Below are 25,976 nucleotides of genomic sequence, written 5' to 3'. Positions count from 1 at the left end.
CAGGTCATGATTGAAAGAACTTCTATCACACCATAACACAACTGCATTCAGGAATAAAAGAATTTGATTCGATGAAATTCGAACAATGTAAAACGAACGGTTTGGCCCGCTATTCTGCTCCAAACAGCTCCTTAGCCATCTCAATAAAGAGCTTAGCCGCCAGAGAAGCCTCCTTTAGCGACGGAACAGCAAGCTGCACATCACGGTATACCTGCGGGTCCAATTCCCGGGTCACCACATGCTCCGGAAGCGGCATCCCCGACATGGACATTTCTGATAAAATCGCGAGACCCAGTCCTTCTCTGATCATACTGATCGAGGTGTTGATGTTATAGACCGTGAAAGCTGGGTGTAGCGTAGCGCCCGCCTGCCTGAACATATCGACAAATGGTGATTCATAGCCTCCGTCACAGACGATCATCGGTTCATGGTCAAGATCTTTCAGCGTAATGGCCGAATGACTGGCAAGCGGATGATCGTCCCTGAGCACGACAGCCATTTTGTCTTTTTTCAAATGGATGTACTCCATCTCCTCTGTTGGATACAGAAGAATGCCGACATCTATCATCCGCGTATGAAGCCACTCCTTGACTTCATTTACAGTTCCCTCGTGCAGCACGAGCTCAAGTTTCGGATATTTTTGTTTAAATTCACTGATCAGCTTCGGCATAAAATAAGCCGAGGCAGTTGAGAATGTGCCGATATGGATCGTTCCCAGTTCAAGCCCTTTTTCCGCTGCTGCTACCTGCTCAACTTTTTCAATGCCTTTTAAGACTTCTCTGATGTGTACTAAGATCTGTTTTCCCGTATCTGTCAGCATCAGGCCATTGCGGCGGTCACGAATGATCAGCTTTACATCAAGCTCAGCTTCGATCGCAGAAATCGCATGGCTGACAGCCGGCTGTGTCATGTTCAGCGCCTGACCCGCTTTTGTAAAGCTTCCCGTTTCAGCTATTTTCACAAAAACCTTTAATTGTGTAATGGTCATAACAATTTACTTATGCTCCTTATAAAAAAGATTCATTTTATTTATCTTATGTTCTACCGTATCATATGATGGAAAAGTTCTACAAGGAGTGAATGAACAATGAAGCAGCTCTCAAAAACGCGGACAGCTCTCCTGCTCGCATTTCTCGTTATCATGTGGGGCGTCAATTGGCCGCTGTCCAAAGCCGCGCTCGCCTATTCTCCGCCATTATTGTTCGCGGGCATCCGAACGCTGATCGGCGGGCTTTTATTAGTCATTGTCGCACTGCCGCGTATTCATAAATTACGCTTAAAAGAAACGTGGCCGATTTATCTTGTTTCTGCTCTTTTAAATATTACATTATTCTACGGCCTGCAAACGATCGGGCTGAATTATCTTCCGGCCGGCCTGTTTTCTGCAATCGTCTTCTTCCAGCCTGTTCTGATGGGTGTATTTTCTTGGCTGTGGCTCGGCGAATCCATGTTTGTAATGAAAGTGATCGGACTCATCCTCGGTTTTGCGGGAGTAGCCGTCATTAGTGCTGCGGGCTTTGGCGGGCATATTTCTGTCATTGGGGTTCTGCTGGCTCTCGGCTCCGCAATCAGCTGGGCGCTCGGAACGGTATATATGAAAAAAACAGGCAGCCGCGTCGATTCCATCTGGATGGTCGCTCTGCAGCTGACGATCGGAAGCGTGTTTCTGCTTATATCCGGCTTTTGGACAGAAAGCTTTTCGGCGATCCAATGGACAGCTCCGTTTATCACGAGCCTGCTGTTCATCTCCGTATTCGTTATCGCGCTCGGCTGGCTTGTCTTTTTTACGCTTGTCGGTTCAGGAGAAGCAAGCAAGGTCGCATCTTATACTTTTTTGATTCCGCTCATATCAATCGTGGCCAGCTCCATTTTCCTGCATGAACCGCTCACCCTTAGCCTCTTGGCAGGGCTGCTGCTGATTGTCACGAGCATCTGTCTCGTGAATACAAAATCAAAAGCGCAGAAAGCTGCGGCGATTGGTATAAACGAGAAAGCTGCACAATAATAAAAACCCTCTTGCCGGATGCGGCAAGAGGGTTTCTTATTTACTGATGCTTGCGTCCTTTGACCAAATATGCAACTGTAATCAAAAGGTAGATCGCCGCAGTAATGCCGGTAATGACAATTGATGTTGTCATGATGACCCCGATTAGAATGGCGAGTAATGCCACAATAGCAAACCATGTCGTGTACGGGAACCATTTTACATAATAGGCCGGTGTTTCCGTTTGCTGTTTTCTCGATTTTAAATGAGCGAATCCGATGATCAGCCAAATGAATAAAACGGTATATCCCAATGATCCCATTAAATAATTAAATGTTTGGCTTCCTGCGAACAGAGAAATCAATACGCCAATATAGAGAGAAGAAGTGCACATCAGAATCGCAAACATCGGTACGTTTTTCGATGAAAGCTTCGAGAAGACCTTTGGAAGCCTTCCGTCACTTGCCTGTGTATATAAAATGCGTGATGATCCGTATAAACCTGAATTCATAGAAGAAATGATCGCCAGCAGGATGACTGCATTCATGATATGATCCGCGCCCGGAATGCCTACCATTTTAAAGACCATCACGAAAGGACTTTCCGGAACGGAATTGACTTGGTTCCATGGAATCAAGCTGACGATGATGAAAAACGGCAGCAGGTAAAACGCGACAATCCGTGTCAGTGTGCTGCGGACAGCTTTCGGGACAACCTTTTCCGGATTTTTTGTCTCTGCAAGCGTTACACCGATAATTTCTGTACCGCCGTAAGAGTAGATGACGACAAGCATCGCCGTGATCAGCCCTGTGCCGCCGTGCGGGAAAAATCCGCCGTGGTCTGTCAGGTTGGAAAATCCGGATGCTGTATGATCACCGAATGATACAAATAAGAGCAGCAATCCCAGAATAATAAAGATAATAATAACGGTAATCTTGATCATTGCCAGCCAATATTCAGTTTCGGCGAAGATTTTAACAGAAAGCAAGTTTACAATCGTGACGATAAGAGAAATTCCTAATGCCAACACCCAGATCGGGCAGCCCGGCAGCCAATATTGAATGAAAATCGCAGCTACAACAGCTTCAGCCGCAATGTTAAGCACCCACATTTTCCAGTAGATCCAGTCCAAAAAGTAAGCGGCGTAATTTCCCAATACCTGCTGGACAAGATCACGGAAGGTTCTGGCGTTACGATTTCGAACAGCCATTTCCGCCAGCCCCTGCATAATAAACAGCAAAATAATCCCGCCGAGCAGATATGCGATAATGACAGATGGCCCTGCCACATCGATCGCTGAGCTGCTCCCCTTAAATAAACCTGCGCCGATTGCTCCGCCCAGCGCCATCATCATAATATGGCGGGACGTCATCGTGCGTTTTAACGTTTGATTGTCGTTTTTCATCCTCTTCTACCTCTCCTTCTCGTTTTCAAAAACAAAAAAGCCCGCCGTCTCCTACCTAATCTAATAGATAAAGAGACGACGAGCCTTCGGCTGACCGCGGTACCACTCTTGTTGATTCTTCATGAAGAATCCTGCTTTTGACCTGTAACGAAGGTTAGCCGTTAAAACATAGGGAATATTCAATCTATTCCGTTCCGTCTTACCACTCCCGGGCGAGTTCAAAGAAGAATCAGGCTGCGTCGCACCACCCCGCAGCTCTCTGTTCTGACCACTTTCTTTTACTGCTCCCAATCTATGTGTTTTAGTTTTCTGAAAAACTCAAATTTTATGATCTGAATATATTAACATAATATACGTGCTTCTCTTTTAACTGTCAATAACTTCAGAGAAAAAAGAAACTGTTATTTTGTCCCTTTTCGAATGGCTTTCCAAAAGGATTCTGACTCGTTTCCTAATGCGTAAACTGAAACACCTGCTATTTTATATTGCTTTGCCAGATGGCTTTTCGTTTGAACGGTTTTTTCGTTTTCATACCACACGACATGTTTATGCTTCTTTTTGTCAACATAAGAAAACGTCATCGAACCTGATTTTTTGTTGAATGCCGGCTTTGCTTTTTGTTTTTTGATGAGGGATTTGAGCTCATTCCATTCCCTTATTGTGCTGGTACTTCCGTCTTTTACATCCCAGTCATAGCCGTACGCAGGGATTCCCATAATGACTTTATTGGCTTTGATCTTTTTGACTGAAAACTGCAGAGAGCTTTTGATCCAGTTTGTGCTTGCCACTGACCCCGGCTCACCCCAAATGCCGTGTTCATCGTAGGTCATAACTTGTACGAAGTCGGCATATTTGCCGATTTTCGCATAATCATACGGCCAGCTCCAGTCATCATTTTTATCATCGGCGCTTTTGGCCGGAACGGATACCATTGTTTTAATATGTTTCTTGTTCAAAGCCTGTGAGACATATTGAATGAAGTTCGAGTATGCAGCGCGGTCTTCTGGATTTACTGCTTCAAAATCGATATTGATTCCGTAATATGAGTGCTTTTTGGCCAGTGTAATTAACTGATCTGTGAATTGTTTTTTCGCTGTTTTATTACTCATGACTCGACTCGCTAAATCTCCGTCAAAGTCATAAATGGCATCATTATAGTTTGAAATGACAGCCCATGTCTTGATTTTTTTCTTTTTCGCATATGTCAGCTGCTTGCTTGGGGCATCGCCAATGATTTGTCCGTTTTTTTCAAACGCAAATGTATCGGTTGCGATGGCATTCATGTATGTATGATATTTCGTAAGAGAATTGTATGAAGCCGTATCCCCAGTCGTGTAGCCTAGTGTCATTCCGGCTGCCTTCGCTTCTGTTTTTGTATACATAAACAGAACAATCGCAATCGCCAGTGAAACCGCTATGATCAGCCATTTTTTCATCGCATTTCCTCCTATTTCAAGTCATACTCTTCTCATCGGCCAAAAAATTGGAAGTTGAAGTTTTTACAAGCAAAAAGCCCGGCATATGCCTGCCGGGCTTCCTGAGTTCAGCGGTCAGAGACGAGAATATATGCTGCCTTTACTGGTCCGTGCACCCCCACAACTAAATCCATTTCAATGTCGGCTGAGTTACTCGGTCCGGTAATGTAGTTGATACATGAAGGAACAGTGACACCGTCCGCAATGTTTTGGCGGATGATATCACTGGCTTGTGTCATTCTCGGTACAATGCTTGATTTCGGCACGATCGCAATATAAGTCGTCGGCAAAAGGCTGACAGAGCGGCCGATGTCTTTTGAGGAGAAGAGGACAACCGTCCCCGACTCAGCCAATGTAATTTCGCTGAATGTAATCCCTACATTGGCTTGCTCCGCTTTTTTGATATTTTCCTCGCCTTTGTCAGCATCCCACTCCCAGACCGGCGTTCCTTCACTCGGCCAGTCCTTGGTGAGCAGGCTTTTCAGTCCGTATTCTTCAAAGCGGGGGTCTTTCGGAATGATGACAGGGCCTCCGGAAAAGCGGCTGACTTGCTCGCGAAGGGCATCGTAAAGGCCGGTTGAATCCGTTTCAATCAGCTCTGTATGGATTTTGACACAATGGTTTTTGAGCACTTTGACTAAGTCATCCGCTGAATATCCTTCAAGTGTTTTATATTGCGGCTGATGCGCCCACTCAGGAACTGCCACGCCTCCTGTTCTTCTTTCACGGCTAAGGCTGGATGCGATTCGGTTTAAAAAGCTCTCTTGATTCTGAATGGTTCCCTTTGTCATCACTGCTCCTCCTTCGTGCGTTCACTTGTTTCTCTGTCCGCAAACCAGTCTCTGAATCTCGATTTATGCGGTGCCGGGAAGTCGCGGATCTGGGTCCAATTTTTAAGCGGGCCGGGCCCTTTCGAAATTTTTTCGTCCTCTGTAAAAGGCGTCATGGCGGCCGGCGCCCATTTTGAGCCCATTTTGTAAAGCGATAAGGAGGATGCGCCAAGTCCGAATGCTTTCATTGCAAGCTTTTCACTGATCGGCGCTCTGCCTTCTTTTTCGACGATATTCTGACGATGCTTGAGTAGCAGCTCATGAAGCGGGATTTTGACCGGGCAGGCTTCTGAACAAGCAGCGCATAGTGAAGATGCGTACGGCAGCTCCTTATAATCGTCATAACCGCCGAGCAACGGCGATAAAACCGCTCCGATCGGCCCCGAGTAGATTGAGCCGTATGAATGTCCGCCGACATGGCGGTACACAGGACAGACATTGATACAGGCGGCACAGCGGATACATTGCAGCACAGACTGGAATTCCGTTCCAAGGATATTGGATCGTCCATTGTCAACGATGACAAGATGGAATTCTTCCGGACCGTCCACTTCACCTTCCAGCTTTGGACCCGTCAAAGCTGTAATATAACTTGTCAGCCGCTGTCCGACAGCACTTCTTGTCAGCATGCTGACGAGCACTTCAAATTCAGAAAATGACGGGACAATCCGCTCCATTCCCATGACGGTAATTTGTGTTTTCGGCAAGGTGCTCACAAGCCGTCCATTTCCTTCATTTGTCACAAGGCTGACGGAACCCGTGTCAGCGATGGCGAAGTTACAGCCGGTAATGCCGATATCCGCTTCCAGAAACTTTTTCCGGAGAATGGCGCGCGCATGCATCACCAGCTCTTCCGGTTTTTCTGTATGTTGATAGTCCAGCCTTTCTTTAAACACATCGCGTATCTGCTCTTTATTTTTATGAAGGGCGGGCGCTACGATATGTGACGGCGGATCGTGATCATCAATCTGCAAAATATACTCCCCGAGATCGGTTTCTACGACTTCACAGCCTTCCTTCTCCAGCACCTCATTCAGATTGATTTCCTCTGTGACCATTGATTTAGATTTCACAATTTTCTTCCCGTTCTTCTTTTGAATGACATCGCGAATATAAGAAGACGCCTCTTCCGCTGTTTCAGCGAAATAGACATGTCCGCCTCTTTTCGCCACATTTTCGGCAAGCTGTCCAAGATAGAAATCAAGGTTTTCAAGGACATGCTGCCTGATTTCCTCTGATAATGAGCGCCACTCCTCCCAGTTTCCCAGTTCTTCTGCTGCCTCTAGGCGCCGCGTCCGCAGACGCTCCTGTGCACCCGAAACAGCGCCTCTCATAAATTCATTATCAATCCCCTGTGATACCCGCTCTTTAAAAGCGTCAGTACCGATTTTCATCGCCATGATCCTTTCCCCCTCTGTATCCAGTTTTATCTGCTGTTGAGCACTTCGGCGATGTGCATCACTTTGACATTCTTATCTTTTCGGCCAAGCCGTCCCCCGATATTCATCAAACAGCCGCAGTCAGCACCGATCAGCACCTCTGCTCCCGTTTCCTCCACACATTCGACTTTTTCATCGACCATCTGCTCAGAAATCTGCGCCATCTTGACGGAGAACGTTCCTCCGAATCCGCAGCAGTTATGTTTGCCCGGAAGCTCTGTAAACTGCAGGCCCTTCACATGGCTCAACAGCTTCATCGGCTCCTCCCGAACACCCAACAGCCTAGTCATATGGCACGACGTATGTAAGGTCGCTTTTGTATGAAGGGTCGCGCCGACATCCTCTACCCCAAGGACGTTCACAATAAAATCTGTCAGTTCATACGTTTTATCCGCCAGCTTTTGCGCTTTATCGGCCCATTTCGGATCATCCTGAAACAGGTGCGGATACTCCCGGAACATCGTTGTGCAGGAACCGGAAGGACTGACAACATATTCGGAATCCTGAAACGTTTCGATCATCCGTTTCATTGCTTTTTTGGCGTCATGTACATAGCCGCTGTTGTAAGCCGGCTGCCCGCAGCAAATCTGCCCTTCCGGAAAATCAACCTCGCACCCAAGCCGCTCCAGCAGCTCAACCGTTGCTTTTCCGACATTTGTTTGAAACATATCAACAAGACAAGTGACAAAAAGTGAGACTTTCATGATGAACCCCTCTCTCATCCCCAATATATGATCAGGTCATCTGATGACCTGAGTTAAAATAACTATATGAATATCGTACACTATTCTGACAATGGAAGGAAAGGGTTTTCTAGGGATATTTTCATTTGTGGCATATCAAAAACACTCCCGATCTCCCAGGAGTGCAGTATATGGTTAGATCCAGCCCTTTTCCTCAGCAATGCTGGCGGCTTCTGTCCGATTTCTCGCATTAAGCTTTTGGATGATTTCTGAGATATAGTTTCGAACTGTGCCTTGAGATAAATAGAGCTCAAGCGTAATGTCTTTTGTTGTCTTGCCTAAAGCCGCAAGCCTCAGAATTTCTTGCTCTCTAACGGTTAGCGGATTTTCGTCTCGCATCATATTAAACGTCAGCTCGGGGCTGAAGACACGTTTTCCCTTTACACATTTTCGAATGGCATCGGCCAGATCGTCAATTTCGCCGTCTTTCAGCAGATAGCCATGTGCACCGGCCTTTACTGCGCGTTCAAAATATCCGGGGCGGGCAAAGGTGGTTAAAATAATGACCTTGCTGACGCAGCCTTTTTTCATTAATTCCTCTGCCACATCCAGCCCGCTTCGAACCGGCATTTCAATGTCCATAATGCATACATCCGGCTCCAGCTTCAAAATAGCATGTAGCGCCTCTTCCCCGTTTAATGCTTGTCCGATGACTGTCATATCCTCTTCTAAATCAAGCAAAGATCCCAAAGCGCCTAAAAGCATTCGCTGGTCCTCAGCAATAAACAGACGAATCATTCTTTTCGTCCTCCAATCATTCTGCTTTTTTAATAAGCGGAATCGTCAGTGCCACAACCGTTCCGTTTTGATCTGAAACCGTTAATCCCCCTTCAATGAGTATGAGCCGTTCTTCCATTCCCCGCAGGCCATTCCCAAACATTTTCTCCTTCGGCGCTCCCTTTCCGTCATCCCGTATCACGATCCTCATTTTGTCAGCAAACTGAGAAATGGTGATGGCACAGTGGGTTGCTTTGCTGTGCTTGATAATGTTAGTCACGGCTTCCCGCATACACATACTGATAATATTTTGAGTGACGGGAGATATCGCTGAAAAGTCGTCGGCTCCTTCGTATTGAAAGGTAATGTTCCCCGCTCTTAATATGTGCTGAATGTTTACGAGCTCCTCTGTTATCGTGACCGTTCTCATATCAGAAACCAGCTCTCGAACTTGCTTGAGTGCGGAGCGTGAACTGGTTTCCATTTCTTTTGCCTCAAGCTTGGTCCGTTCTGGATCAGATGCAGCCAGCCGCTGAATGAGCTGGCTTTTTAATGTAAGCAGCGACAGGGTGTGGCCAAGGGTATCGTGAAGATCACGGGCGATTCGAACACGCTCCTCTCTTTTAGAGAGTTCTTTTATCTGTTCGTTGGCTTGTGCAAGCTTATTTTCAAGCTCAATCCTCCGAAACATAGAACGAATGCCGAATGGAGAAATGAGCATAATGACGAGAAACGGGAGAACAGAAAAAAGCTCCCGAAGCGAGACCGAATTCGCGCTAAATTGGTATAGGCATGGAAAAAGCAGTATAAAGATTAAAGCGCAGAACGCACGGTTAAAATTCGTTTTCTCTTTGTAATAACCAACAAAGTTTGCCGGGAAAAAACCTAAGTATATATAGGTGATATTGTAAAACACACTATATATCAAAATAACCGCCATTTGCACGATAAGCCAATATGTAAACGAAGCTTTGCCCACGCTGCAGAATAACTGGCGATATGCCGCTACAAAAAGGAGCAGCATGCCATATCCGATCCCCTGTTTGACACCTGATTCTTTTAATAAAGAGAGGAACGGCATAATCGTATACACCAGAAAGATATAAGGGAAAAACCCGAATTCCTTCGGGAAAATAGATATTGCCTTTTTCATGTATTACACCGCTTCTTGTTTTCTTCTTATATATTTAGATAGTAGCATGAAGAGCATCATATAAGCGATTAATATCAGAATATTTTTCCAAGTCGGACTCCCACCCCGGACAAGTTCCCACGCTCCGCTCCCGAAATGATAAGACGGAAGCCACTGGCCAATGCTCTGCATCATGTCAGGCATGACCTCAAACGGCATCCACATCCCTCCGCCTAAAGCCAGCAGCATATAAAGCACATTACTGATTCCGGCCGCTGTTTCTACTTTTCTCATGAGGCCGATTAGTGTGCCTAATGCTAAAAAAGGCAATGCGCCAAACAAAATCCACAGTCCGCTCATCATCCATTCAAACGGTGACAAGGCAATATCATTGATGATTGCGCCGAACAGAAATATGACGGTAATCGATAAAACGTGAATGACACTTTGGCCGATCATCTGAGCTGATAAATAGATATGATCCGGAAGAGGCGTAAGGCGGATAAAGGCGGTCCAGCCTTGTGACCGTTCTTGTACCATTCGGATGCCAAGCGTCATGATAGAGGAACCCATCACGCTGAAGACTGTCATCGACATCAGGTAATGGGCTTCCCATGCACGTTGATCAGGGACGTTGGTATTCACTACATTTGTAAAGAAATAATAAAAGGCAATCGGCATGATCAGAGACCAAAGCACAAAGTACTTGTTCCTAATCACCCTTTTCATTTCAGCGATGCTTTGCTTTTGCAGCATGTTCACTCACATCGCCTCCCTGTTGCCGTCAGCCAGCTGGCGAAATGCCTCATCGAGCGTCGCTTGCTCAATTCGAATATCTCGTGCTGGGATGTTTTCTTGAAAGATCAGCGCCAACACTTTATCTGTATTTGATGTCTGGATGATGGTTCTCTCATGCTCATGGATCACTCTCTCGACTTCCGGGTGACAAGACAGCCTTTCCAATGATTCACTTGAATGAAGCGTAAAGGAAACAGACTGTTTTTGAATTCTTGAGCGGATTTGCATTGGTGAGTCGTCTGCAACAAGCCGTCCATCAGTAAAAAATAGGATTCGCTGTGCGGCATCGTCTGCTTCTTGTAAATAATGAGTTGAAAAAATAATTGTTTTTCCTTGGTCCGACAGTCCGTGAATGGTCTGCCAGAATCGATGTCTTGATGAAGTATCCATGCCGACTGTCGGTTCATCAAGTATAAGCAGCTCCGGGTTCCCGGCAAGAGCCAAAGCAAAGCTCAAACGGCGTTTTTGTCCGCCGGATAATTTTTCTGCTCTTGTTTTCAAATCTTCTTTGGTGAGTGCTGTTAACGAAACGAGTTCTTTCATGGACAATGGATTCGGATAATAGCTCCGGAAGAGTTCAAGGATTTCATCCACCTTAAGGCCCGGCATGACACTTACTTCCTGAAGCATTACACCTATTTTTTCACGAACCTGTTGATCATCGGGAATCCGGTTAAATAGTTTGATTTCTCCCTCACTCGGTTTCAGCAATCCTAATATCATAGAGATGACGGTCGTCTTCCCTGCCCCATTTGGCCCGAGAATGGCTGCAATTTCTCCTTTTTCAATACTGAAGCTGATGTGGTTTACAGCGGTTTTTCGATGGAAATGTTTTGTCACGTTGCTTACTGTTATTGCTTCTTTCATCACATGAGCACCTCCTGATCGTTTACATTGATTGTAAAATGACAGAGAAGACGATGTTAGTATGGGGTGTCATGATGATGAAGTGACAAATGTCATTTTCTTTCTCACCCCGGTGTCTAGGTAATCCTCCTCCTGCATCTTCCAACTCATCCATCTTTTCTATCTCCCATGTCCTCTTTCTTTTAAACTGCTGTGCCATTCATAGAAAGATACACTCTTCAAACCATCCGAGTGTTATGATAGACATATTGAACTTTATATTACTTTCCGGCTGAAAGGAGCCAATCATGAACGAAGCGATTTTGTCTAGAAATCATGTGAAGGTGAAAGGCAGCGGCAAAGCATCTATCATGTTCGCACCTGGTTTTGGATGCGATCAAAGTGTGTGGAATGCCGTGGCACCTGCCTTTGAAGAAGATCATCGGGTGATTTTATTTGATTACGTCGGTTCGGGACATTCAGATTTGCGCGCATATGACATGAATCGTTACCAGACACTTGACGGCTATGCCCAGGATGTTCTTGATGTTTGTGAAGCTTTAGATCTGAAGGAAACCGTGTTTGTGGGGCACTCCGTCGGGGCCTTGATTGGGATGCTTGCATCCATCCGCCGCCCGGAGCTTTTTTCCCATCTGGTGATGGTGGGGCCTTCTCCTTGCTATTTGAATGATCCGCCTGAGTATTACGGAGGATTTGAAGAGGAGCAGCTCCTTGGCTTGCTGGAGATGATGGAGAAAAATTATATCGGCTGGGCAACTGTATTTGCGGCAACCGTTCTGAATCAGCCAGATCGGCCTGAAATTAAGGAAGAGCTTGAAAGCCGTTTTTGTTCTACTGATCCTGTCATTGCCCGCCAATTCGCGAAAGCGGCGTTTTTTTCTGATCACCGAGAGGATCTTTCGAAGGTAACGGTTCCCTCTCTTATTCTCCAATGTGCAGATGATATCATCGCACCTGCAACAGTAGGTAAGTATATGCATCAGCATCTGCCTTATAGCAGTCTGAAACAAATGGAGGCTCGCGGACATTGCCCTCATATGAGCCATCCAGATGAGACGATACAGCTGATCGGCGATTATTTAAAAGCACACGTGTGATATAGGAACGAAAGGGATAGAGGTGACCCTCTTAGATGGACAAACAATTGAATGATGCACCATGCGGTTTCCTCGCTTTGTCAGAAGAGGGGTCGATCATAGCTGCCAACCGCACCCTTATCAAGATTCTGGATTATGAACCGGAGCAGGTTATCGGCCAGCACATGAATATGATGTTGACCATTCCCGCACAGCTTTTCTGCCAGCTTTATTTTTTTCCGCTTTTGAAATTGGAGCATCACATCGAAGAAATATACATTTCCCTGAAAGCAAGAGATGGAGAAGAAATTCCCGTCCTTATCAATGCTATTGCGAGACACGATAGCGAGGCTTCTGTCTTTGATTGTGTTCTGATTCCAATGCGAAAGCGAAATGAATATGAAAATGAGCTGCTGATAGCCAGAAATGAGGCTCAGGAAGCTTTGCTTGCCAAACAGAAAGCCAATGCGGAGTTAGAAATTGCCTTGGAAACGCTGAAAGCAAAACAAGAAGAACTTCTTGAGATCAATAAACAAAATCAACAATTTAAATTAAACACCAAAAGAGAGCTTGAACTCGCCAGAAAGATCCAGAAAAACTCGTTGACTGAACCGATTGTAAACGATCAGGTTCAGATTGACTCTTATTACAACGCATCGAGTGAATTGTCAGGTGATCTTTACGGATATTATCAAATCGATGAACACCGTTACGGCATTATTATCCTTGATGTGATGGGGCACGGAATTTCATCTGCATTGATTACGATGTCTCTTCATCCTTTGTTCCAGCGCCAGATCACGCAAGGTCTCAGCCCCGTTAAAGTTATGAAGGAATTGGACCGGCACCTTCACAGCTTGTTTCAAAATGATGAGGAAGCAAGACATTATTGCACTGCTATTTATCTCGAGATTGATATAGCACGGCAAAGAATTGATTATGTCAACGCAGGGCATCCGCCGGCACTTTGGCAGGACGATAGCGGAACTCAACATCTGCTTCACGCGACCTCGCCTCCGATCGGGATGTTTGAAGACTTAGAGTTTCAGTCAAGCAGCCTTTCATACACGGCGGATGGAAGATTGCTTCTGTATACGGATGGCGTGATGGATCCTACGGCTTCATGTTATTTATTTGATTTACTAAAGGATCATCCTGATTCGCCAATCGCTGACCTGAAGGAGAAAATCCTTACATCACTGCAGCATCAAAAGGAAGCTCATCATAAGAGTGATGACGAATGTTTTATATTAGTTGATGTAAAATAAAATGATCCATGAGACATAACAATGATTTGTTACATCTCATGGATTTTTTTGTTTCAGCGTTTCTTTGGAATATGTCCTGACTCCGCATATTGAAACACCTGCAAGGAAGGCAGCGGGTGTCCATTAAAATCAAATAAAGCTTGATTATCTACAGCACTTCCCCCATACCACTTCCCGGCGTCTTCAGGGTCGTATTCAGCAGCATAGCTGGACGCCCACCCTGACCCGTATGTTTCCCATAACACTTTGTTTTTCTCTATCTGTGTCTTCGGCCCGACTGGAATCCACGCCGGCTCCCAGTAGAAAACACCAAGTCCTGCTTTGCCCGTATTCGCCACTGCCTCCATTACATCTCTTACTGCAGTTGCCTGGCCTTGAACAGAAATTGGATATGGCAACGTCTGCCCGCTTTTTGGTGCTGTATTTCCATGCCCATCGCCATCCTCAGCGGTATAGGTGTACGATGTCTCCGCCACCATGACTTTTTTGCCGTACGTATTGGCAACAGCCTTCAGCACGGAGGTCAAATTTTGTAATGTGCCATGCCAGAAAGGATAATAGGAGCTCGCAAACACATCATAATCCACTTTGTTTTTGCTGAGTGTTTCCGCAATAAATGAATACCTTCCAGCCGTTTCAGGATTGGTAAAATGCAGGGCGACCAAAATATTTGAATTTGTCTCCCTGACCGCTCGGCTTCCTTCATTAAATAATTGGCACATCTTCGTCCAATCAGTCTCACCGGCAAATCCTCCTGTTGTTTCATTTCCGACCTGAACCATGCCGATGTCAACGCCTTCCTTGATCATCTTTTGCAGGCTTTGTTTCGTATACTCATAGAGCTTTGCTTTTTTTGCTTCAAAGCTGAGATTCGCCCAGGCTTTGGGCACCTTTTGTTTCGCTGGATCGGCCCAGAAATCAGAGTAGTGAAAGTCGGCCAGCACCTTCATTCCGTTCGCTGTCGCTCTTTTTCCGATTTCGATGGCTTTTTGAACATCATTGTTTCCCCCGCCATACCCGTTGCCATTTGAATCATACGGGTGATTCCAGATGCGGACGCGAACATAGTTGACCCCAGCCTGTTTTAAAGTTGTAAAGATATCCTGGCGTTTTCCGCTTGTATTGTAAAAGGTGACACCGCTGTTTTCCAAAGCAATAACGCTGGATACATCTGCCCCTTTGATAAAGTCCTTGTTCATCCCCTCTACTTTTTTAACAAAAAGATCCTCTGTCCGAAGCTCTGACACGTGCTTCTCCTTCTCAATGGCAGCGGCATATCCTGTTGAACTACATGCACTCCACACGATGGCAGCCGCAAAGAACATTTTCACTTTGCTTTTCATGATTTCATCCCCCCAAGACTTAGTAAGCGTTTTCACTCTATAGAAAAAAGAATCCGCCCATATCGAGCGGAGCATCAGCCTAATGTGTGTTTACGACAATTCTCACTTCATACTTTTCCATCGTCAGGTCGCCTGACAATATGTCTCCTGTCATTATGTCCTTCACACTCTGATCAAACGTGACCAGCTGTTTTTCTTCCGTGAAATTCATGACAAAAATATAATCATTGTCCTGATCCTGCCTCGCTTGTACGGAGACGCCTTTTCCGTGCCGAACCGGAAAAACTGGAGAAAGAGACAGGTCTGTGATCAGACCCTCATAGAAATCACGCTGAAATTGATCCTCCAAACGCGCGCCGATAAAATACGCCTTGCCCTGCTGATACTCATGGCTTGTGACCGCTGGCGTGCGCGCATAAAAATCTTCTTGATACACCGCTTCCACTGAAGCTGTCTTTACATCAATCACGGTTGCATAATCCTTCATTTCATATATTTGGCTGCGGTAGCTGACAGCGTTTCGATCCTTCGGATACAGGGTGTCCGTTTCAAGAGGCTCAACTCCAAATATAGCTTGAAGATCCGGATGCCATCCGCCTGTGTATGTTAAGTCATGCTCATTCACAACCCCGCTGATATACGTCATGACTAAGGTGCCGCCATCAGCCGTAAACGCTTTTAAACGGGAAATGGTGTCCTCGCTGATTAAATACAGCATCGGGACGATCAGCAGTTTATATGGTGAAAAGTCTTGTTCTTTCGTGATGACGTCGACAGGGATATCGTGTTCCCAGAATGTGCGGTAATGCTGCTGAAGCGTTTGCGGATAACGTTTTGTCGCCTTCGCAAACCCCTGAGCATCCTCGAGCGCCCAATGATTTTCCCAGTCATATAAAATCGCGGTTTGAGCCGGCCTCTTCGTTCCGACAACTTCGGACAGCCGTTCCAATGTCTCGCCTACCTTGGCCACTTCTTGAAAGACGCGGTTCTTCGGGCTATTGTCATGATCCACAACCGCTCCGTGTAATTTTTCTGATGACCCGCGTGATTTGCGGTATTGGAAATAGAGAACGCTGTCCGAACCGTGGGCAATCATTTGCATGGACGACAGCAGATTCATGCCCGGGCGCTTTGCCTTGTTGACGTTATGCCAATTGACCGCGCTTGGCGTACACTCCATTAATAAGAAGGGCTGCTGCTTCAAGCTTCGGTACAGATCATTGATAAAGCCGACCTTCATCGCCAAATCAGCTGTGCTTTCCCAGTCATTGTGCCAGACAGGATAAGCGTCCCAGCTGATGACATCGACATGCTTTGCAAATTTGCTGTAGTCGAGGCCCTGATACGGGATCAAATCCGGTGTGTCAGCCATAAAATTCGTTGTGATAGGGATATCAGGCGTCAATTCTTTCAGCGGAATGATTTCATTTTTATAAAACGAAATCGTTTGATCGGTGACGAACCGGCGCCAATCTAAATTCAGGCCATGCAAGCCATTTTCACCGATCGGCGAAGGGCTTTCAATTTGTGACCAGTCATTGAACGTATGGCTCCAAAAAGGAGTCCACCACGCATGGTTCAACGTCTTGAGGCTGTTGTCATATTTCGATTTCAGCCACTCCCGGAAAGCATGCTGGCATAAATCACAGTGGCAATCTCCCCCGTATTCGTTTGAAATGTGCCACATTAACAGCGCCGGGTGATGTCCGTATCGTTCTGCTAATAAGCGGTTGATGTGCCGTGTTTTTTCTCGGTAGACTTTAGATGTGAGGCAGTGGTTGTGCCTTCCGCCGTGCAGCTGTTTGACGCGGGAAGCATTGACGCGCAAAACTTCCGGATAGGTTTGCGACAGCCAGGCCGGACGGGCTCCGCTCGGCGTTGCTAATATGACCCGGCCGTCTATACTGTGAATCCGCTCAAAAATATCATCCAGCCATTCAAATTGATATACGCCCTCCTCCGGCTCAAGTGCGCTCCATGCAAAAATGCCGACAGAAAACGTATTCGTATGAGAAAGCTTCATCAGTTTGATATCGTCAGCTAAAATATCGGGCCGATCCAGCCACTGATCGGGGTTGTAGTCTCCCCCATGGAGCATAAATTTCGCTTCTGTTACGTGCGTTTTTTCAAGCTTTGACATCACATTCTCCTCCTTATTCTCTTAGCCCTTCGTTCCGCCTGCGGTTAATCCGGACACAAAATTCTTTTGCAGCATAATAAAGATGACGGCAACCGGTATGCTGATAAGCAGGGCTCCGGCCGCAAATGTCGTATAGCTGGCCCCCATGACATCATTCACTAAATTGAATAGACCGACGGGCAATGTATATGATTCAGGCGTTCTCAATATGGTTGAGGACAGCACAAAATCTCCGAGCGGACCGGTAAAGCCGTTCATGGCCACGACTGCCGCCATCGGTTTTGATAATGGCAGAATGATCTGGAAGAAGATTCTGGTGCTGCTGGCTCCGTCAATCTTGGCGCTTTCGTCTAAATCCATCGGAATGGAATCCATGTACCCTTTCATCAAATACGTATTCATCGGGATCAGGCCGCCGATATAAAGCAAGATTAGCAGCCAGTGGCTATTGATCATTCCCAAGATTTGCGCCAGCACAAACAAGGCAATTAAAGCTGAAAACTGAGGAATCATCTGCAGCAATAAAAAGAGCGTTAAAGCGTATTTCCTGCCTTTGAAGCGAAAGCGCGAAAACGCATAGGCCGTAAACGTCACACAGAGCAAAGACCCTGCCATTGTAAACAGGCTGATCTTCATAGAGTTGACATACCACTGCACATATTGAAGGCTTTCCTTGCCCGCAAATAATTCCTTGTAATGATCGAATGTCGGATGCTTCGGAATGATGGATGTACTGATTAAGCTGTTGCCGGGATTAAAGCTTGCGCCTGCCGTCCAAAGGAGAGGATAAACAATGATGACCGCCATAAAGGCTAGCAACAAGTAAGAGAAAAGGAGACGGATATATTTTCTGACTTTCATATCTGCCAGCATACCTTATGCCCCCTCTTTAAAAGACTTTGTCTGTCTGAATTGCCACAATGCGATGGAGATAACAAATACAGATAATAAAATGGTTAAAGCCGCAGCAAGTGAATATTGGCTTGACTGCATTGTCAATTTATAAATCCATGAAACGAGGATATCTGTCCCGCCGGCTGTTGATCCGGTTACAGCCGGACCTCCGCCATTGAATAGATAGATAATATTAAAGTTATTAAAATTAAACGTAAACTGGGTAATGATAATCGGAGCCATTGCAATGAACACCATCGGAAGCGTGATGTATCTCAGCTTTGAAAAGACAGAAGCGCCATCAATCGTAGCTGCTTCATACAGATCGTCCGGGATGGATTGCAATACGCCTGTTGAGACGAGAAAGATGTACGGAAATCCGAGCCAGCCCTGCATGAGAATCAATGCAAGCCTCGACCAATTGGCATCTGTCATCCACGGAAGCGGATCTATCCCGAAGAAAGCCAAGATGTCGTGATTCATCGCACCGAAGCTATCATTAAACAGTCCCGCAAAAATTAAAATCGTCACAAAACCGGGAACGGCCCATGGCAAAATCAGAATCGTCCGAAAAAAACGTTTAAACCGAAGGTCTTTCTGGTTAACAATGATCGCGAGAAAAATCCCCAAGGTGACTTGCAGTGTGGATGCAGCAAGTGTCCAAACCACCGTCCAAGCCAGTACATCAAAAAAAGTCGACCTCCAAATATCAACTGTGAAAATATTTGCGAACGTTTGAAAACCGACCCAATCAATTAATTTTGCAGGAGGAGAATGATACAAATCATAGTTTGTAAACGCTAATGCAAAGCTGAATAAGATAGGAAAGATCACGGCGAAAATTAAAATAAACAAAGATGGGCCGCTGACGACATAAGGATAGCCCTCAGAAATGATATGCTGGTATTGTTCCTTTAAGGAACTTAATGGCTTATTTTCATCACGCTGTTTTCCGCTTTGGAACGCATCGCGAAGATTTACATAATACACCGCAAGGCCAAAGCAGGTCACGATGACAGCAATAATCCCTTCCGCCAGCAGAAAAACGGAATTATCCCGCGGCACTTCTGTTCCCAGTGTAAAGATTCCCCAAAACCCCATATTGAGCAGATCTCCAAAGACCGCAAAAAACGATGCGCCTAAGAAAAGAAAGACAATACCTTTTATCCATTGCTTGTTATAAAATTGCCCGAGTCCCGGAATGATAGAAAGCAACAAAGCGACTTGACGATGCTGCACCGTTTTCACCTCTCTTACAATACAAATCTAGCTTTCTCTTTATTTTCCGCTGTGCTTTGCCTTAATTTGTCCTTTGGCCGTTTCAGCTGCTTGATCCAATGCTTGTTTCGGATCTGCCTTCCCTGTTGCAACCGTCTGTAATGCTGAATCAGCCGGCGTCCATATTTCATTCATTTCCGGAATATTTGGTGTTGGCTCTGAGAAACGGGATTGTTCAGTAACAGCCCGTGCCGCCTCGCTTTTCATAATAGCCGGGTCATTGGCTAGGGATTTCACAGCAGGAACTTCTTTCGTTTCTTCAAATCGTGTTTTAGAATTTTTTTCATTTGCCAGAAAAACGGCTAATTCTTGCGCCAGCTCTTCATTCTTTGAAAATGCACTAACGTTGTAGCTTTTGACGCCGATAAAGGAGCTCATGTTTTTCCCATTTTCCAGCTTCGGCAGTTTCGTAATGCCATAATTGATTCCTGCTTTCGAAAAAGCTTCTACATTCCATGGCCCAGAGATAATTGCGGCGGCTTTTCCTTCTGTGAACAGCGACTCCAATACGTTAATCCCTTGTTCTCCAATAATGCCAGCCGGGAACAGGCCATCTTTGTAAAACTTCTGAATCAGCGCCGCACCTTTGACAGCTCCTTCATTATTGATTCCAATGTCTGACGGGTTATAGCTCCCATCTTTGGCCTTTCCAAAAATGTATCCGCCATATCCGCTCATCACACTTTCTGCATAATAAATTTGATCAAATAGGGCTAAAAAGCCAAATTTGCTGCCATTAGCAGTCTTTTTGGAATAGTCGTACCACTCTTCCAGCGTTTTGGGCAATTCCTTTTCGGAGATGAGATCTTTGTTGTAAAAAAGGACAGTCGTTTCGACCGCTTTTGGCAGTCCATAAAGCTTTTGATCTACCATTTGAGACTGAATGGAAGCGTCAGTATAAAGTGATTGAACGTCTTTTTTGACATGTAATTCCTTGAGTAATCCTTCCGTGACAGCGGTTCCGATTTGGTCCCCTGGCATTGTTAACACGTCAGGGCCTGTGCCGGCCGGTCCGTCCATTCGCAAATCTTCAATCTGCTTGGCATACGGTTTTTCAACGACTTTGACCTTCACATCATGCTCTTTTTCAAACGCAGCAACGGCGTCTTTAATGCCGATGCTCTTTTCTTTATCCTCCCATACAACAAGCTCTGACCCTTTTGAACTCGATTTGGCGCTGCTGCTTTCCTTTGGGCCGCAAGCCGCCAAGGATAAACTGACAGCTGCGCAGAGCATGAATACGGAACACTTTTTTGCCATTTTCATTGATTGTCACCCTTTCGGTAGGAATGAAAGCGCTTTAAAGATAATATAGCACGCCTAAGAAAATGTGTAAACAAACTATTTACCTCTTATAGTAAATTTTTTTACCCAAATAAAAAATGACTTAGTGTCCTAAGTCATCCTTCATTCATACTCTTCCTGACGATTAATTCTGCGCCCACATATAATGTTTTTACCGTTCTTCTCTTGTCCTGCACTTGTTCAAGCAGTAATTGAACAGCATTTTTACATAATTCATGTATATCAATATGAAACGTCGTCAGAGGAGGCGAGACATACTTCGCGAAGCTGATGTTGTTGATACTCACAATGCTTACCCTGTTTGGTATGGCAATTCCTTTTTCGTTCAGGGCTTGCAGGCAGCCCACTGCAATCGGGTCCGCTGCAATCATAAAAGCAGTCGGAAGCTGATCGCCTAATGTGTCGATCGCTGCTGACATCAGGCGGTAGCCGTTTTCTACAGAGAATCCGCGATGACAAAAAATATAGCGCTCGTCCAGCATGGCTTTTTCCCTCATATAGGATCTGAAGGTTTGTTCACGGATGTCCATTTCATCCTGATTGGTATTCGGATTTTTGTATGTGCCGCCGATAAAACCGATGCTCTTATGCCCCTTCTCAGTCAGGATGTTTACCGTCTTCCTTGTCATTTGTGCCAAATCGGGCCTTACCGAGTCAAAATGATCGGGATCAGGAGTTGAATCGATGAACACGCCATTTTCAGTGAGATTTCTGAGGAAAGCCAGCTCTTCATCTGAAAATGTGCCAACGGCAATAAACCCTTCCGTATGTTCAGGAATGCTCTCGATTCCATCCGCTATTTTATAAGTGGTCATATCGACATTGAATGCTTTCGCCAGTTTCTCTACTTCTAATCTCATCGTTTTAAAATAGACATCTTCTAATTCTTCTTTATCTGTCAGCCAATATAAAAACGCAATATGTTTCACTAGCGGCCTTACTGTTTTTTTGCGGTAATTGAGCTTCTCCGCCGCTTCATAGATTTTCTCCCGTGTCTCATCAGGAACAGAAAGGCTTTCATCGTTATTTAAAACGCGGGAAACGGTTGAGATTGAAAATCCCGCTTCCTGCGCGATATCTTTAATTGTCGCCATTGTATCTGCCTCCATTATTCAGCTCGGATTGTTTTAGTAAAATATTTTACTTTATTTTTCACAAATGTCAAGTGCACAAAGCCCTCTGGCTTCCATGTAAAAAGACTGAACCATTTGCGGCTCAGTCTCAGTTGTTCGTATCATTCGGAACCGGCGGAATTGCCCGGGAAATGAGTTGGTTATTGCACATTTTCCTCGAAATATCCCGAAAGCACATCTTCCACATTCGTCAAATGCGCCAGCATGGCGGCTTCCGCCTGTACACCGTTCCCGGCAGCCACAGCATTGTAAATCCGTTCGTGCTCCTCATACAGCCGCTGAACGGAGGTCTTCTTGGAAAACAGCCAGATTTTCCTCGTTTCCCTCATTGTTTCCAGCAGCAATGATGACACGTGATTCATCAAGTGTTTAAGAAGTTCATTTTGAGAAGCGTCCGCAAGCGCAAGATGAAATGCGAAGTCTGCTTTCTCTCCCAGCTCCCCGTCCGCTTCAATGCTGCCCATTTCCTTTAGTGCATCCTGAATTCTTTCGAGATCTGCTTCTGTCCTTTTTTCAGCCGCTAGTGAAGCCACGCCGATTTCAAGCAGTTTTCTGACCTCGAGCAGCTGCTTGACGTCCTCTTTTTTCATCAGAAGGGCCGCTGAGAGCGGCTGAGAGATTTGATTGAGCTCAAATTCCTTCAGATACGTGCCTTCTCCCTGTTTCATTTCGACAAGCCCCATCGCTTTTAGCGCAGAAAGTGCTTCGCGAACCGCTGAACGGCTGACTTGAAAGCTCTCAGCAAGCGCCTGAACAGAGTCCAGTTTATCCCCCGGCTTCAATTCGCCGTTTTTGATCATATCTAATAGGGCATCCGCTACTTCTTCATATATTTTTTTTGTTTTAATCTGTTTGTATTTCAATGCAATTCACCCCGTAACTTGTAGGTCTGGCTGTTTACGATCTATTATACTCTGTTTTGTGGGCCGCCAAAAGATTTTGACTATTTTGTCAAAAAGTCTTGTACTTTGATTTTTTTCAAAATATAATGCTAGGTAACTGGTCTTATTACCCAGTCATCAGATGATCATATCATCTATAGAAACCGCTTACATATGGCGCCAGTTTATGTTTCAAGGAGGGGTTTGGGATGCAATGGACACAGGCATATACGCCTATAGGGGGAAATTTGCTATTATCAGCGCTTGCCGCACTTGTACCGATTATTTTCTTTTTTTGGGCACTCGCGATTAAACGGATGAAGGGGTATACAGCAGGCTTGGCCACATTGGGGATCGCCCTTATCATTGCTGTATTGGTTTATCGTATGCCGGCGGAAAAAGCGCTGATGTCCGCGACACAAGGAGCCGTATACGGATTGTTGCCGATCGGCTGGATCATTGTGACGTCTGTTTTTTTGTATAAAATCACTGTGAAAACGGGACAGTTTGATATCATTCGCAGCTCTGTTCTCTCAATTACTGATGACCGACGGCTTCAAGCTCTCTTGATCGCTTTTTCATTCGGGGCTTTTTTAGAAGGGGCAGCAGGCTTCGGAGCGCCGGTCGCCATTTCTGCCGCGCTGCTGGTCGGTCTCGGCTTTAATCCTCTTTATGCTGCGGGGATCTGTTTGATCGCCAATACGGCGCCGGTTGCCTTTGGGGCGATTGGGATTCCAATTACAGCCGTAGAAGGGCCGACAGGGATTCCGGCGATGGAGATTTCGCAAATGGTCGGGCGGCAGCTGCCGTTTTTATCAGTATTTATTCCTCTTTATTTAATCATCATCATGAGCGGGTTCAGGAAAGCCTTGGAGATCTGGCCGGCGATTCTCGTATCTGGTGTTTCCTTTGCTGTTGTTCAATATCTCAGTTCCAATTTTTTAGGGCCTGAGCTGCCCGATGTTTTGTCAGCTCTTGTTTCAATGGCTGCACTTGCTGTGTTTTTGAAATGGTGGAAGCCGAAAACAACATTCCGGTTTGCCGGTGAACAAGAGTCGGCCGCCTCAATTGAAACGGCGCGCACAAATCCGGCGGCGCCTGCGTACAGCGGCGGACAGATTTTTAAGGCTTGGTCGCCATTTCTGCTGCTGACGGCGATGATTTCCGTATGGGGCATTCCATCTGTCAAATCTGCACTAACCGGGCATTATGAAGGCTCTGCGGTGTTCTTGAAGTGGCTGAATGCTGTTGGAGAAAAACTGACTTTTGCCCCCGGTGTGCCTTTTTTGAACAATCAGATTGTCAATGCTGACGGTACGCCGATTGAGGCGGTTTACAAGCTTGAGGTGCTTGGTTCAGCCGGCACCGCGATATTGATTGCCGCAGTGCTGTCAAAGTTCATCACGGCGATTTCGTGGAAAGACTGGGGAACCGTTTTTAAAGAAACAGTCCAGGAATTGAAGCTTCCGATTTTGACCATCGCTTCTGTCGTTGGTTTTGCCTATGTCACCAACTCCTCGGGAATGAGCACGACACTCGGGATGACACTCGCGCTGACAGGTTCGATGTTTACCTTCTTTTCGCCCGTCCTCGGCTGGCTCGGCGTCTTCATTACCGGCTCGGATACTTCCGCCAACCTGCTGTTCGGCAACCTGCAGAAAGTCACCGCATTATCAGTCGGCATGGACCCCGTTCTGTCTGTGGCCGCCAACTCTTCAGGCGGTGTCACAGGAAAAATGATTTCACCGCAGTCGATAGCGGTGGCGTGCGCCGCGGTAGGACTCGCCGGAAAGGAGTCAGATCTTTTCCGCTTTACCATTAAACACAGTCTGTTTTTGCTGCTGCTCGTTTGTATCATCACCTTTTTGCAGCATCACATATTCAGCTGGATGATTCCTTAAAAAAATCCTCCCGTCTAGGGAGGATTTTATTTATATCGCTTTCTCGCTGCCGATGACGGAATATTCATTTGGTCGCGATATTTTGCCACGGTGCGTCTCGAGATTTGGATGCCATGTTGTTCATACAGCAAATCGACAAGCTTTTGGTCTGAAAGCGGTTTTGTTTTGTCCTCTTGATTGATCAGGTTTTCCAGATGCGTTTTGACTGCATAATTCGACGCATCTCCATCACCTGAAGCCTCGGCTTTTGCTGAGAAAAAGAGTTTCATCTCAAACAGCCCGTAAGGCGTTTGTATTGTTTTCCCTTTAATGGCCCGACTCACAGTTGATTCATGAAGGCTTAGACAGTCCGCCACCTCTCTGAGAGTCAGCGGCTTCATTGCGCTTCGCCCTTTCAGAAAGAAATCCTTTTGGCGTGTGATCAGTTCATTGATAATTCTCGTGATTGTCTGTTTTCGCTGCCGCAGCGCGCGGCTCAGCCAGCGCCACTCCTGATATTTCGCAGATAAATAGGAGACAGTATCCTGACAAGAGCCGGATGATAAAAGCGTTCTGTACTGCGGATGCAAATCGATCTCGGGAAACGAGCGGGTATTCAGTTCCGCTGCGATGTGCCCGTTTTTTACGGTGATAAAAATGTCAGGCTCAATATACACATCTTGCTCTGGCCGGGCAAACAGAAGGCCAGGTCTAGGATGAAGAGCCGCGATATCATCTGAGATATCTTGAATGGTATGAAGCGGAATTCCTGTCTCTACTGAAAGCGCTTTCCATTTTTTTTGCGCAAAAGCATCAAAATGAGCTGAAACCAGCATTTCTGCTTGTTCATTTCTGTTCGGCAGCCGCTGTAATTGAAGAAGGATGCATTCCTGCAAAGATCTCGCACCGATTCCAGCCGGTTCTAATGACTGGAGTTTTGCCAAAACAGCCTCCGTTTCCTTAGCCGATACAGATAGGCGCCGTGCTGCCTCCTCCACATCTTCTTCCAAGTACCCGTTTGAATCAAGCGAATGAATCAGATAATTAAAAATCTTTTTTTCAGTGTTGGTCAGATTCATATCGAGTGACTGCTGTTTTAACGCATCCTGCAATGTTTTTTGCGGATCACTTAATTGAAGGCCCGCTTCCTGTGCATTCATCCTGTTTTTGTTTGTTTTATGGTAAGATAGTGGCGGTGTGTCTGTTTCCTTTCGTTCAATAAGAGGGTTTTCCAGTGAGAGCTCATCAATGTACTCGGCGAGTTCTGCCGAATGATAGCCAAGCAGTGTGATGGCCTGCCTGAGCTCCTGTGTCAGTTGAGGCTTTAATACTTGTACTTGCTGAAGTTTCATATCCATCATGCTCACTCCCCTTTCTTCATTGTACAT

General features: G+C 45.8%; 23 protein-coding genes and 1 other annotated feature. Of the genes, 4 read left to right on the top strand and 19 right to left on the bottom strand.

What is annotated here, in order from left to right; genetic code table 11:
• Positions 1-109: 109 nt before the first annotated feature.
• The gene (locus tag M1D94_RS03760; RefSeq protein ID WP_003228316.1) at positions 110-988 is read right to left on the bottom strand and encodes a LysR family transcriptional regulator; all 879 of its coding nucleotides are present in this window, start codon (positions 986-988) and stop codon (positions 110-112) included.
• A gap of 99 nt (positions 989-1,087) precedes the next feature.
• On the opposite strand from M1D94_RS03760, the gene M1D94_RS03755 reads away from it, so the two are divergent.
• The gene (locus M1D94_RS03755) at positions 1,088-2,005 is read left to right on the top strand and encodes a DMT family transporter (protein WP_029946021.1); all 918 of its coding nucleotides are present in this window, start codon (positions 1,088-1,090) and stop codon (positions 2,003-2,005) included.
• Between the two features lie 40 nt (positions 2,006-2,045).
• Here the strand turns inward: M1D94_RS03755 and M1D94_RS03750 are convergent, their stop codons facing one another.
• The 10 genes from M1D94_RS03750 to M1D94_RS03705 form a co-directional block, all read right to left on the bottom strand.
• A complete protein-coding gene (locus M1D94_RS03750; RefSeq protein ID WP_003228313.1) occupies positions 2,046-3,389 on the bottom strand; it encodes an amino acid permease in 1,344 nt (447 codons plus the stop codon).
• Between the two features lie 68 nt (positions 3,390-3,457).
• Positions 3,458-3,693 (bottom strand) — a binding site (T-box leader).
• Between the two features lie 97 nt (positions 3,694-3,790).
• On the bottom strand, positions 3,791-4,825 hold the full coding sequence (locus M1D94_RS03745; RefSeq protein WP_038829398.1) for a glycosyl hydrolase family 18 protein: 1,035 nt from the start codon (positions 4,823-4,825) through the stop codon (positions 3,791-3,793).
• Positions 4,826-4,932: 107 nt separating this feature from the next.
• A complete protein-coding gene (lutC, locus tag M1D94_RS03740; protein WP_212082452.1) occupies positions 4,933-5,655 on the bottom strand; it encodes a LutC/YkgG family protein in 723 nt (240 codons plus the stop codon).
• A complete protein-coding gene (gene lutB, locus M1D94_RS03735) occupies positions 5,655-7,094 on the bottom strand; it encodes a lactate utilization iron-sulfur protein LutB (protein ID WP_014480926.1) in 1,440 nt (479 codons plus the stop codon). Before lutB ends, lutC begins: the two co-directional genes overlap by 1 nt.
• A 26-nt stretch (positions 7,095-7,120) precedes the next feature.
• Positions 7,121-7,837 (bottom strand): lactate utilization iron-sulfur protein LutA, encoded by a 717-nt coding sequence (gene lutA / locus M1D94_RS03730; RefSeq protein WP_014478017.1) that lies wholly within the window; start codon positions 7,835-7,837, stop codon positions 7,121-7,123.
• Between the two features lie 174 nt (positions 7,838-8,011).
• Entirely contained in the window at positions 8,012-8,614 is a 603-nt protein-coding gene (gene yvfU / locus M1D94_RS03725; protein WP_072173489.1) for a two-component system response regulator YvfU, read from the bottom strand.
• A 16-nt stretch (positions 8,615-8,630) separates the two neighbouring features.
• Positions 8,631-9,746, bottom strand: coding sequence for a two-component system sensor histidine kinase YvfT (yvfT, locus tag M1D94_RS03720; RefSeq protein WP_456270426.1), 1,116 nt, complete (start codon positions 9,744-9,746; stop codon positions 8,631-8,633).
• Between the two features lie 3 nt (positions 9,747-9,749).
• Entirely contained in the window at positions 9,750-10,487 is a 738-nt protein-coding gene (locus M1D94_RS03715) for an ABC transporter permease (RefSeq protein ID WP_038829404.1), read from the bottom strand.
• Positions 10,488-11,393 carry an ABC transporter ATP-binding protein gene (locus M1D94_RS03710; protein WP_456270425.1) on the bottom strand — a complete coding sequence of 302 codons (906 nt, stop codon included), beginning with the start codon at positions 11,391-11,393 and terminating at the stop codon, positions 10,488-10,490.
• A gap of 19 nt (positions 11,394-11,412) precedes the next feature.
• Positions 11,413-11,544, bottom strand: a complete 132-nt coding sequence (locus M1D94_RS03705) for a hypothetical protein (RefSeq protein WP_021480633.1) — start codon at positions 11,542-11,544, stop codon at positions 11,413-11,415.
• Between the two features lie 133 nt (positions 11,545-11,677).
• Between M1D94_RS03705 and rsbQ the strand changes: the two genes are divergently transcribed.
• Together rsbQ and rsbP are read left to right on the top strand one after the other, a co-directional pair.
• Positions 11,678-12,487 carry a sigma factor SigB/phosphatase RsbP regulator RsbQ gene (rsbQ, locus tag M1D94_RS03700; RefSeq protein WP_038829406.1) on the top strand — a complete coding sequence of 270 codons (810 nt, stop codon included), beginning with the start codon at positions 11,678-11,680 and terminating at the stop codon, positions 12,485-12,487.
• A 35-nt stretch (positions 12,488-12,522) separates the two neighbouring features.
• On the top strand, positions 12,523-13,734 hold the full coding sequence (gene rsbP / locus M1D94_RS03695) for a phosphoserine phosphatase RsbP (protein ID WP_456270424.1): 1,212 nt from the start codon (positions 12,523-12,525) through the stop codon (positions 13,732-13,734).
• A gap of 53 nt (positions 13,735-13,787) precedes the next feature.
• On the opposite strand, the gene ganB is transcribed toward rsbP, so the two are convergent.
• From ganB to lutR, 7 genes are all read right to left on the bottom strand, one after another.
• Entirely contained in the window at positions 13,788-15,077 is a 1,290-nt protein-coding gene (gene ganB, locus M1D94_RS03690; protein ID WP_163136673.1) for an arabinogalactan endo-beta-1,4-galactanase, read from the bottom strand.
• A 79-nt stretch (positions 15,078-15,156) separates the two neighbouring features.
• Entirely contained in the window at positions 15,157-17,220 is a 2,064-nt protein-coding gene (gene ganA, locus M1D94_RS03685; RefSeq protein ID WP_456270423.1) for a beta-galactosidase GanA, read from the bottom strand.
• Positions 17,221-17,238: 18 nt separating this feature from the next.
• Positions 17,239-18,090 (bottom strand): arabinogalactan oligomer ABC transporter permease GanQ, encoded by an 852-nt coding sequence (gene ganQ, locus M1D94_RS03680; protein ID WP_014478026.1) that lies wholly within the window; start codon positions 18,088-18,090, stop codon positions 17,239-17,241.
• A gap of 3 nt (positions 18,091-18,093) precedes the next feature.
• Positions 18,094-19,350, bottom strand: coding sequence for an arabinogalactan oligomer ABC transporter permease GanP (ganP, locus tag M1D94_RS03675; protein ID WP_014480936.1), 1,257 nt, complete (start codon positions 19,348-19,350; stop codon positions 18,094-18,096).
• A 39-nt stretch (positions 19,351-19,389) separates the two neighbouring features.
• Positions 19,390-20,655 (bottom strand): arabinogalactan oligomer ABC transporter substrate-binding protein GanS, encoded by a 1,266-nt coding sequence (gene ganS, locus M1D94_RS03670; RefSeq protein ID WP_456270422.1) that lies wholly within the window; start codon positions 20,653-20,655, stop codon positions 19,390-19,392.
• Between the two features lie 134 nt (positions 20,656-20,789).
• Entirely contained in the window at positions 20,790-21,788 is a 999-nt protein-coding gene (ganR, locus tag M1D94_RS03665; protein ID WP_014480938.1) for a galactan degradation operon transcriptional regulator GanR, read from the bottom strand.
• A gap of 179 nt (positions 21,789-21,967) precedes the next feature.
• On the bottom strand, positions 21,968-22,690 hold the full coding sequence (gene lutR / locus M1D94_RS03660) for an L-lactate utilization/bacilysin biosynthesis transcriptional regulator LutR (RefSeq protein ID WP_021480640.1): 723 nt from the start codon (positions 22,688-22,690) through the stop codon (positions 21,968-21,970).
• A 227-nt stretch (positions 22,691-22,917) separates the two neighbouring features.
• Here lutR and lutP point away from each other — a divergent pair, with 227 nt between their 5' ends.
• Positions 22,918-24,609: an L-lactate permease LutP gene (gene lutP, locus M1D94_RS03655; RefSeq protein ID WP_048654993.1), complete on the top strand. Its 1,692-nt coding sequence runs from the start codon at positions 22,918-22,920 to the stop codon at positions 24,607-24,609.
• A gap of 26 nt (positions 24,610-24,635) precedes the next feature.
• Here the strand turns inward: lutP and rpoN are convergent, their stop codons facing one another.
• The gene (gene rpoN, locus M1D94_RS03650; RefSeq protein WP_326354278.1) at positions 24,636-25,946 is read right to left on the bottom strand and encodes an RNA polymerase factor sigma-54; all 1,311 of its coding nucleotides are present in this window, start codon (positions 25,944-25,946) and stop codon (positions 24,636-24,638) included.
• Positions 25,947-25,976: the final 30 nt, after the last annotated feature.

This window comes from Bacillus sp. JZ109, assembly GCF_053903135.1.
The sequence above is the reverse complement of the archived record's forward strand: the minus strand, read 5'-3'. Positions and strand labels throughout refer to the sequence as shown.